The sequence below is a fragment of the Acidobacteriota bacterium genome (assembly GCA_016196035.1).
Lineage (GTDB): Bacteria > Acidobacteriota > Blastocatellia > RBC074 > RBC074 > JACPYM01.
The window spans coordinates 218,140-228,106 of sequence record JACPYM010000064.1; the positions used below are offsets into that span (position 1 = coordinate 218,140).

The 9,967-nt window shown below is 59.9% G+C and carries 4 protein-coding genes; 3 read left to right on the forward strand and 1 reads right to left on the reverse strand.

All coding sequences use genetic code 11. From position 1 onward, the window contains the following. Positions 1 to 67: 67 nt before the first annotated feature. From HY011_19950 to HY011_19960, 3 genes are read left to right on the forward strand one after another with little or no spacing between them, the layout of a single operon-like run. Positions 68 to 3,304, forward strand: coding sequence for a protein kinase (locus HY011_19950; protein MBI3425213.1), 3,237 nt, complete (start codon positions 68 to 70; stop codon positions 3,302 to 3,304). Positions 3,305 to 3,320: 16 nt separating this feature from the next. After that, positions 3,321 to 4,826: a serine/threonine protein kinase gene (locus tag HY011_19955; GenBank protein ID MBI3425214.1), complete on the forward strand. Its 1,506-nt coding sequence runs from the start codon at positions 3,321 to 3,323 to the stop codon at positions 4,824 to 4,826. Continuing rightward, entirely contained in the window at positions 4,765 to 8,061 is a 3,297-nt protein-coding gene (locus tag HY011_19960) for a protein kinase (GenBank protein ID MBI3425215.1), read from the forward strand. The genes HY011_19955 and HY011_19960 overlap by 62 nt, the downstream gene beginning before the upstream one ends. Positions 8,062 to 8,418: 357 nt before the next feature. Here the strand turns inward: HY011_19960 and HY011_19965 are convergent. After that, the coding region (locus HY011_19965) for an amidohydrolase (GenBank protein MBI3425216.1) at positions 8,419 to 9,967 on the reverse strand (1,549 nt) is incomplete at its 5' end.

The window sequence follows — 9,967 nt, forward strand, 5'->3', positions numbered from 1 at the left end:
CCGACTGTAGCAGCCAGTTGAAATCGTAGCTTTCCCGGTGTGCCGGGAGCACTCAGTGAGGTGCCAGATGAAGTATTGTTTGAGATGCCAGCGCTCTTATCCGCCCAGCCAGGCGTTTTGTTTGGAAGACGGCGAGCCGCTTTCGCTGAAAGACCTCTACGGCCTGACGGGCCGCATCATCGCCGATAAATATGAAATCACGGCCCTGGCCGCCGTCGGCGGGATGAGCGCCATCTATCGCGCGCATCAGATCGGCGTGCACCGGCCCGTGGCCTTCAAAATCCTCTTGCCCAACATCGCCGTCAACAACGCGGACATGCCTTATCTGTTCGCGCGCGAAGCCCAATTGGCGGGACGGCTTTCGCACGAGAACATCGCTACCATTTATGACGCTGGCGAAACCGAAGACCACGTCGCTTACATCGTGATGGAATGGCTGGAAGGACACACGCTGGAAGCCGAGTTGCACGCGCGCCGTTATCTCAGCTACGAACGCATCGGTTTTCTCTTGCAGCAGGTGGGGGCCGCGCTGGATGCCGCTCACGAAATCAACATCATCCACCGCGATCTGAAACCCGCGAACATCATGATCACCAAACGGCCCGATGGCAGCGAACGAGTCAAGGTCTTCGATTTCGGCCTGGCCAAAGTCATCGCCGACAGCGTGGACATCAAAGTCTCCTCCGCCCTGGGCACGCCGCATTACGCCAGCCCCGAACAATTCCGCACCGGCGAAGAGATCGGCCCCAGCTCCGATATTTATACGCTGGGGGCCATGCTCTATCGGCTCTTGACGGGCCGTTTCCCCTTTGAGGCCGCCAATGTCCACGAATTGATTCGCTCGCATTTGCTCGAAACGCCGCCGCCGCTTTCCCTGTATCGTCCCGGCATTCCCAGCGAGATCGAGAATCTGATCAATCGCACGCTGGCCAAGACGCCGCATTACCGGCCACGCCATGCGTCAGAGGTGGCCTACGAATTTATCGAGGCCGTCCGCGACTTGCCCGATTACGAATTAGGCGGCGAATTGCTGGCCAGTGAAGAGAATCTGCACATCAACAGCAATCCCTGGCACAGCAACAGCGGGCACAATTCGGGGTCAAATTCGGGCGGCACTTCCGGTTTGAACGCGGGCAACTCAGGGCGCCGCTCCGGTTCCGGCGCCAGCAGCCGTAGCGGCTCAACACGCATTGAACCTGTCAGTTTCAATCGGCCTACGAATAGCCCCTTTGATTCCCCTAGCGTCAGGCGTTCGGGGAATTACGTTTACACGGGCGCACCGGAAGCCAATTCTTACGATGCGCCCGCTTATTCGCCGCTGAATTCCACGCAGGAATTGGACGTGCCACCAGCCATTCCGCCGCCGCCCGAACCGTCCTCGAAATTGCGCCGCGCAGGGTTGGGCGTCTTGGCGTTGGCCTTGCTCGGCAGCCTGTGGGTGGGCTATCAATTCTTCCGCACCAAACTCACGCTGACCGAAAAAGACACGATCCTGCTGGCCGACATCAGCAATGCCACGGGCGAAGACGTGTTTGACCGCACGCTGAAACAAGCCCTCTCCGTGCAACTGGCGCAATCGCCCTTCCTGAATATGCTAGGCGACGACAAGGTGCGCGAGACCTTGCGCTTTATGAATCGCAAGGCCGATGAACGTCTCACGCGTGAAGTCGCGCGCGAGATCGCGTTACGGTTGGGCTTAAAAGCGGCCATCGCCGGGCAGATCAACAAACTCGACCGCCACTATTCGATCACGCTCGAAGCCCTCAACGCCCAAAGCGGCGAACCCTTTGCGCAAACGCTGGTCGAAGCCGACGGCAAAGACAACGTCATCAAAGCGCTGGGCCAGGCCGCCGCCGAATTGCGCGAACGCCTGGGCGAATCGCTCAGTTCGATTCAAAAATTCAACGCGCCAATTGATCAGGCCACGACGTCATCGCTCGATGCCTTGAAAGCCTATTCGCAAGGCCGCGACCAATACAGTTTGAAAGACAATTACATCGAAGGCGTCGCCTTGTATAAACGCGCCATCGAACTCGATCCGAATTTCGCGCTGGCTTACAACGGGCTGAGCATCATTTACATGAACACCGGCCAGGGCGAATTGGCGATTGAATACGCCGGTAAAGCCTATAACCTGCGCGAACGTGTCAGCGAACGCGAGCGCTTGGCGATTGCCGCGTCTTACTTCCTGGTCAATGGCGAAGTCGAGCGCGCCATCGAAGCGCAACGCCTGACCGTGCAAACCTATCCGCGCCTGGTCGCGCCGCACGTCAATCTCTCGGTCTGTCTCAACCGCTTGGGCCAGTTGGAAGCCGCCGTCGCCGAAACCAAAGAGGCCGTGCGCCTCGATCCGACCAACGGCACGGCCTATCAAAACCAGGCTGATTTGCTGGTGCGTTTGGGGCGCGAGGACGAAGCGCTGCAAGTTATCGCCGCCGCGCAAGCCCAGAAACTGGATCGGCTGGGCTTCCGCGCCACGCTCTTCCAAATCGGCTTTCTGAAAGGCGATGGCGCGTTGATGCAACAGCAACTGGCCTGGGTCAAAGGCAAGCCGGATGAATTCCGCAGCTATGAATGGCAGGCGCAAACGCTGGCTTATGAGGGCCGTCTGCGCGAAGCCGACGAGTTGTATCGCCGCGCGATGGAAGGCGCCCGGCAGCGCAATCTGACCGAAGTGGTCGTCTCGCTGGCCATGCAAAATGCCTTGCGCCAGGCGCTGGGCGGCAACACTAAGGCGGCGCAAAAGCTGTTAGACGAAGCCGTCACCCTGTCGCCCACGACCTTCTCGCTTTATTCGGCCAGCAAGGCCGCGCCCTTCGGGCCGTTGATGCTGGCCCTGGGCGGCGCGGTGCAACAGGCCGAAGCTTTTGACGCCGAATTGGTCAAACGCCAGCCGCACAACACACTGGCCAATTCGATCTGGCTGCCGTTGAGCCGCGCGGCAATCGCGCTGCAACGCAATCAACCGGACAAGGCGCTCGAACTCTTGCGCACGGTTTCCAATTACGAAGCCGGCGCGTTTTTCTATCCCGCCTGGTTGCGGGCTAACGCGCTGTTGAAATTGAAGCAAGGCCACGAGGCCGCCGCCGAGTTTGAAAAGATTCTCAGCCTGCGCGGTTACGAGCCGACCTCGCCCATGCGCCCGCTGGCGCGTCTGGGCTTGGCGCGGGCGCAAGTGCTGCTGGGCGACACGGCAGCAAGCCGTAAGTCATACGACGAATTTTTGGGCATCTGGAAAGCAGCGGATGCGGATTTGAGCGTGCTGGCCGCCGCCAAAAAAGAAGCGGCAGCGTTGCGCGAATAAAACGGCTAAGACATCCATGAAATTTTGTCCCCAATGCCAAAAAAACTTTGCCGTGACGCTCGCGGTCTGCCCCGCCGACGGGACGGCCTTGGCCTTGAAAGACACTTATGGACTGAGTGGGCGCGTCATCGCTGACAAATATCAGATCGGCGAGTTGGCCGCCCTGGGTGGCATGAGCGCCGTTTACCACGCGCATCAAATCGGCGTGAAACGCCACGTGGCGTTCAAAATCCTGTTGCCCAATCTGGCGCTCGAACACCCGCGCATGCTGGATCGGTTTGAGCGCGAAGCCCATCTGGCTGGCCGCTTGACGCATGAAAATATCGCCATCATCCACGACGCCGGACAGACGCCGGACAGCCTCGCATACATCGTGATGGAGTGGCTCGACGGCGAGTTGCTGGAAAGCGCTTTGCAGCAACGCTATTTTTTAAGTTACCAGCGCATTGCCTATCTGCTGCGCCAAATCGCGGCGGCGCTGGATGCAGCCCATGCGGCGCGCGTCATTCACCGCGACCTGAAACCCACCAACATTATGATCGTGCCGCGTCCGGATGGCCGCGACTGGGTCAAGGTTTTCGATTTCGGGTTGGCTAAGGTGCTGGCCGACAGCATGGATTTGCAAATCTCGCACGCGCTGGGCACGCCGCATTACGCCAGTCCCGAACAGTTTCGCCCGGGCGAAGAAATCAGCGGCCAATCCGATATTTATTCGCTGGGAATCATTCTGTATCGCCTGTTGACGCGCCACGTGCCGTTTGACGCGCCGGATATTCACGAATTGATTCGGCTGCATTTGCTGGAAGTGCCGCCGCCGCTGGCGCGCTGGCGGCCCGCAGTGCCCACCGCCCTCGAACAACTGGTCGCGCGCATGCTGGCCAAGACGCCGCATTACCGGCCCGCGACGGCGACGGAAGCCGTAGACCTGTTTGATGAAATCATCCAGGCCCTGCCAGCGGCTGAACGGGAACGCGAGCTACCGGTCAAATCACGGTCCGCCGAACAGGCCAAGCTGGCCCTCGGCACACACCCGCTCACACCGCAACGCGGGCGCAAGCAAAATAGAGCCGCATCCACGCACGCCGCCCGGCATGCGGCAGATTTCAATGAGGTGCGGCAAACGAAACAACTCACCCCGCCGGCGCCCGTCGCACCTGCGGCCCAGGACACGGTGAAGCCGGTCAACGCCGCGCCAACCGCCCCCAACCAGCCACGGCCCAAAGCCACGTCGTCCAAAAAGGCCTCGTCCAAAAAGGCGGCGCCCAAAAAAGCCAACCCGCCGCGCCTTGAGACCGGCACGTTACTGTTGATCGGCTTGGTAACTTTATTGCTGGTCGCCTTGGCTGGCTACTTTTTCTTACATCGCAACCCGATATTGACCAGCCAGCACACCACGCCGGCTACTTCCACAGACTCCGCATCCCACCACCTGACATCACATCCGATTCGCGGAGAGAACCATGAAATATTGTCCGAAGTGCGAAACCTCGTTCGCCGCCTCGCAAACCATTTGCCAGCATGACGGCGAAGCGCTGGTGCTCAAAGACCTGTATGGCATGACAGGCCGTGTGATCAATGACAAATACCGCATCGGTTCATTGATGAGCATCGGCGGCATGAGCGCGATTTACCGCGCCGAGCAACTGGGCGTCGAACGCCAGGTGGCTTTCAAAGTGCTGCTGCCGAATCTGGCCGTCAACAACAACATGATGCGCACGCTGTTTGAACGAGAAGCCCGCACGGCGGGCCTGCTGATGCACGAAAACATCGCCACCGTGCATGACAGCGGCCACACCTCTGACGACTTGGCCTATCTGGTGATGGAATGGCTGGACGGGCAAACGCTCGAACGGGAGTTGCGCCAGGAAGGCCAACTCAACTATGCGCGCTGCGCCCGGCTCTTAAACCAAATCGCCGCCGCGCTCGATGCCGCGCACGCGCAAGGCATCATCCATCGCGATCTGAAACCGAGCAATGTCATGCTCGTGCCCCGCCCCGATGGGCGCGACACCGTCAAGGTGCTCGATTTCGGCTTGGCCAAGGTCGCCACCGAAGCGTCGGACATGCAGGTTTCGTCCGCGCTGGGCACCCCGCATTACGCCAGTCCCGAACAGTTCCGCATCGGCGAGGAAATCAGCGGCCAATCCGACATCTATTCGCTGGGCGTGCTCTTGTATCGCATGCTCACCGGGCGGCTGCCTTTCGATGCAGGCAGCATCCATGAATTGGTGCGCTTGCATTTGCTGGAAACGCCGCCGCCGCTGCGCGAATTGCGCCCTGACACGCCGCTCGAAGTCGAAAATCTGGTCAACCGCTTGCTCGCCAAAACCCCGCAATACCGCCCGGCCACAGCCGCCGCCGCCGCCGAGGAGTTTGAACGCGCCGTGCGCAATCATTTCGGCACGCTGCCCACCGAAGCGCCACAGACCAACTTCACCTCAACTCACGTCAGCCCCGGCAGTGCGCCGTCAGCAAGTCTTTCCAGTTCCGGCCCTCGTTCCGCCAAACAGACTTCGGCAGCACAGCGCTCGCTGCCACCGCCACCCGCACGCGGCATCAGCCAAACCGCCTCGTCAGCCACCTTCGTCTCAACGACAGGATCGGCGGGCGCGGTAACGTCCGGCGTCGCCGCGCAAACATCCGCCAGCAACGCCACGGCGCCGGCAGCCTCGCGCTTTACCACCGCCATGCTGGTCAACACCACCCGCCCCAAGAATTACAAGCCCTGGCTGACCACGGCCGCAGTGGTGTTTTTGGCAGGTATGGCAGGCGTTTATTTCTATCTCAGCAGCCGCCCCAAACTGAGCGCCAAAGACACAATCATGCTGGCCGATTTTGACAACACGACGGGCGAAGAGGTTTTCGATCAAACGCTCAAACAGGCGCTGGCCGTGCAATTGGCGCAATCGCCTTTCTTGAACATGCTGGGCGACGACAAGGTGCGCGAGACGCTGCATTTTATGAACCGCAAACCCGAAGAAAAAATTACGCGCGCCATCGCCCGCGAAATCGCGCAGCGGCGCGGCCTCAAAGCCATCTTCGCCGGGCAGATTGACAAGCTCGACCGCCATTACGCGCTCACGCTCGAAGCGCTGAATACGGAAACCGGCGCATCGCTCTCGCGCGTTTTCTTTGAAGCCGAGAGCAAAGACCAGGTCATCAAAACGCTGGGCCAGGCGGCCTTGAAATTACGCGAACAACTGGGCGAATCGCTCGCTTCGACGACCAAATTCAACGCGCCCATTGAGAACGCCACCACCTCTTCGCTCGAAGCCTTGCAGGCCTATACGCAGGGGTACCAGCAACTCAATTTCAAAGCCAACTTGCGCGAAGCGATTCCGCTTTATCAGCGCGCCATCGAACTCGATCCGAATTTCGCCATGCCGCATTACCAACTGGCCATGATTTACACCACGCTGGGCCAGCCGCGCTTGAGCATCGAACATTCGACCAAAGCCTTCAACCTGCGCGAACGCACCAGCGAACGCGAACGCCTGACCATCACCGCGCTCTATTACTCGCTCGTGACCGGCGAAACCGAAAAGGCCGTCGAAACCTATAAACTGATGGCGCAAAGCTATCCCAATTCCGCGCTGCCACACAGCGGCCTGGCGGGCGTTTACCGCCAGACAGGGCAATTGCCCCTGGCCGTGACCGAGGCCGAAACCGCCCTCAAACTCGATCCCAACGAAGTCGCGCCGCATCTGTTGCGCGCCACGGCGTTGATGCGGTTGAACCGGTTGGATGAAGCCAACCAGAAGCTGACTGAATCGCAGGCGCAAAAGATTGACGGGCTGGGGTTGCGCGCGGCGCTCTTTCAATGCGCCTGGTTGCAAGACGATCAGGCCCTGCTGCAACAGCAAATCAATTGGGCGCGCGAAAATCAGCACCCTGACAAGGCGCTGGATTGGCAGGCGCAACGGGCGGCGGCGGGCGGTCGCTTGAAAGAAGCGACAGGGCTTTGGCGGCAAGCGATGGATGCCGTGAAACAACGCGGTCAAAAAGAACTCGGTGCGCCTTATGCGCTGGCGGCGGGCCTGAGTCTGGCGCTGGCCGGGCAAACATCCGAGGGACAACGTTGGCTAGATGAAGCCAATGCGCTGGCGCGTGATAACTTCACGCACTATTCAGTGCTTTCAACAGCACCCTTCGGGCCGCTGACTTACGCGCTGGCGGGCGCCAGCGATAAAGCCCAAAGTCTGGGGGACGAAGTCGCGCGCAACCAACCGCAGAACACGCTCGCCAACCAGGTCTGGCTGCCCATCACCAAAGCCATCCTGGCGAACAGACAAGGCAATTACGAACAGGCGCTGGAACTGTTAAAACACCAGGCGCAATACGAAGGCAGCTCGTCCAATTACTCGAACTGGGCGCGCGGCGAAGCCTTGTTGAAAATGCGACGCGGCTATGAAGCCGAGATCGAATTCAAAAGGATCATCGGCAATCACGGGCTGGAGGCCGCCTCGTTGCTTTATCCGCTGGCGCACCTGGCCACCGCGCGCGCGCGCGCCTTTATCGGCGATACCGAAGAGAGCCGTCTGTATTACAAAAAGTTTCTCGAACAGTGGAAAGACGCCGATGCCAATTTGCCCATCGTCGTCGCCGCCAAAAACGAACTCGTCGCCCTCAAAAAGGCGGAGACGAGCGCCCACAGCGAACAATTAGACCAGCAGTTAAGAGCTGAACGGCGCAGCTGGTTCGCGGCGTTGACGGGTGTCTTTCGGCGTTCCGTACCGGCAAGAACATCTGCGCTGTGAACGACGCCTGCCAAACTTCCCTTTCGTAAATATGCAACGCGGCGGCAACGGTCTGTTGAGACCGTTGCCGCCGCGTTGCTTTACTTCACTGGCTTTCAGGCCGCGCCCAAAAGCCATTCCGACCCGCCCCCTTGCTGCTGCAAAAAAGGGTTGGTCAGCAAGGCTTGCGCAAAATCACGAACCTGTGTTCTGCAAGTAATGCCCTGATTCCCGGCTCCTGATGTTCAAGAAATCAGCCGTCAGTAGCCCTGGCAGCGAGAGTTGCAGCCTGCTTGAACAAGCCCTGTTTGCAACCCACGGCTAAATCCAACTGCCGCTACGCGGCAAAACCCAATGCTTTGAGCGTGACCAGCAATCTCAATCGCGCTGGTAAATCACGCGGCCATCAAACACGGTCAGCACCACTTTCGCCTTCTCAATCTGGACCGGATCAATCCTGAAAATATCCGCCGAGAGCACGGCCAAATCCGCCAGCTTGCCAACTTCCAGCGTGCCTTTCACCTTTTCATCAAAGCTCGCGTAGGCCGAGCCGTATGTAAAGGCGCGCACGGCTTCGGCGACGGTGATCTTTTGTTCAGGCACCCAGCCGTCGGGATGTTTGCCGTCCAGCGTGCGGCGCGTGACGGCGGCGTAAATGCCCAGCAGCGGCACCAGCGGCGCGACGAACCAATCGGAACCGAAGGCCAGCACCGCGCCTGCGTCGAGCAGCGAGCGGAAGGCGTAGGTGCCTTTGGCGCGTTCGGGGCCAATGCGGTTTTCGGCCCAGCGGCCATCGTCAATCGCGTGGTACGGCTGCATCGAGGCGATGACCTGTTGCGTGGCGAAACGTTTGATCTCTTCCGTTCGTAAATGCTGCGCGTGTTCGATGCGGAAGCGGCGGTCGCGCAGGCCGTTGGCTTGGGCGGCGGCGGCGTAAAAATCAAGGATGGTTTGGTTGGCTTTGTCGCCAATGGCGTGGATGGCGATGTGTAAGCCGGCTTTGTCGGCGGCGCTGATGCGGTCGCGCATTTCGGCTGCTTTGACCATCTCGTCGCTGGGCAGACCCGCTGTTTTCGGGTCGTCGAGGTAGGGTTCAAAAAACAACGCGGTGGTCGAACCGAGCGAGCCGTCGGCGAAGCCTTTCAGTCCACCGATCTTGAGTTTGTCGCTGCCGAAGCCGGCCTGAATGCCTACGCGGGCGAGCCGTTCCCATTGCGAGAGCGGTTGATGCCCGCTGACGCGCACGGTCAATTCGCCGTGTTGCAATAGCATTTGATAAACGGCCAGCACATCCGGCGAAGCGGACATGTCCTGCACGCTGGTCACACCGTTTTCGGCGGCGTAGCGCATCGCGGCCTTGAGCGCCTCGGCAATCTCTTCGGCGGTCGGATTGGGGATGACGCGGTAGACAAAATTCATCGCGGCGTCTTTGAGCACGCCAGTCGGTTCGCCTTGGGCATCGCACACAATCGTGCCGCCGGGCGGATCGAGCATCGCGCGCGTAACGCCTGCCAGTTTGAGCGCCAGCGAATTCGCCAAACACATGTGCCCGTCAAGCCGGTTGATGAAGACCGGATTGTCCGCCGTGACGGCATCAATTAATTGCCGAGTGGGCAACTGCCGCGTAGGCAGCGCGGCGGGCGGCCAATTCTCGTGATCCCAATTGCCGTTGAGCACCCAGCGGCCTTTGGGCAGCTTTTTGGCAAACGCGCCGATGCGGTCGCGGAATTCTGTTGGAGTTTTGGCATCACGCAACTGCACGCTCGCCAAACCCGCACCGCCGTCAAAAAAATGTGGCTCATGTGTAACCAGTTTGCATCGTTGCTGTCCGGCACATTCGTCGAATGAGCATCGCATTGATGCGTTTGGCGTTGTACATGGCTTCATAGGTCGCCACGTAGTCTTTGAGATAACGCTTGTGGACACC